Source organism: Pseudoalteromonas sp. S16_S37 (genome assembly GCF_014694405.1).
Taxonomy (GTDB): Bacteria; Pseudomonadota; Gammaproteobacteria; order Enterobacterales; family Alteromonadaceae; genus Pseudoalteromonas.
This window is the reverse complement of the sequence record NZ_JAAUWV010000203.1, coordinates 1-479: the sequence shown is the minus strand read 5'-3', so window position 1 is coordinate 479 and position 479 is coordinate 1. Positions and strand designations below refer to the sequence as shown.

The 479-nt window shown below is 48.6% G+C and carries 2 tRNA genes; both read right to left on the bottom strand.

From position 1 onward, the window contains the following. Positions 1–137 precede the first annotated feature (137 nt). A tRNA-Glu gene (locus HC733_RS22635) sits at positions 138–213 on the bottom strand. Between the two features lie 165 nt (positions 214–378). Beyond that, positions 379–454, bottom strand: a tRNA-Glu gene (locus tag HC733_RS22630). Positions 455–479: the final 25 nt, after the last annotated feature.

The following is a 479-nucleotide window of genomic DNA, read 5'->3' as shown; positions in this document are numbered from 1 at the left end:
AAAGGGCGGTGTCCTAGGCCTCTAGACGAAGGGGACACAGAATGTGTCTCTAGGACTGGCTGTTTTAACTCGCACCATATGAGATTTAATTCTACAAGCTACTCGAGAACTTGCAAAAATATCACTTAAAAGATAAGTGGCGTCCCCTAGGGGATTCGAACCCCTGTTACCGCCGTGAAAGGGCGGTGTCCTAGGCCTCTAGACGAAGGGGACGCAGAAATTGTTTTGCAAATCACTGATTTGCTATTTCTGTGTTAGATGAGACCGAGCCTGCGAGGCGAATGGCCTTATTTAAAACAGAAACTTGTTTCTGTGTCTCTAGGACTGGTTGTTTTAACTCGCACCATATGAGTTTTTTGCACTTCACCTAAGGTGAAGTGGCGTCCCCTAGGGGATTCGAACCCCTGTTACCGCCGTGAAAGGGCGGTGTCCTAGGCCTCTAGACGAAGGGGACACAGAATGTGTCTCTAGGACTGGCT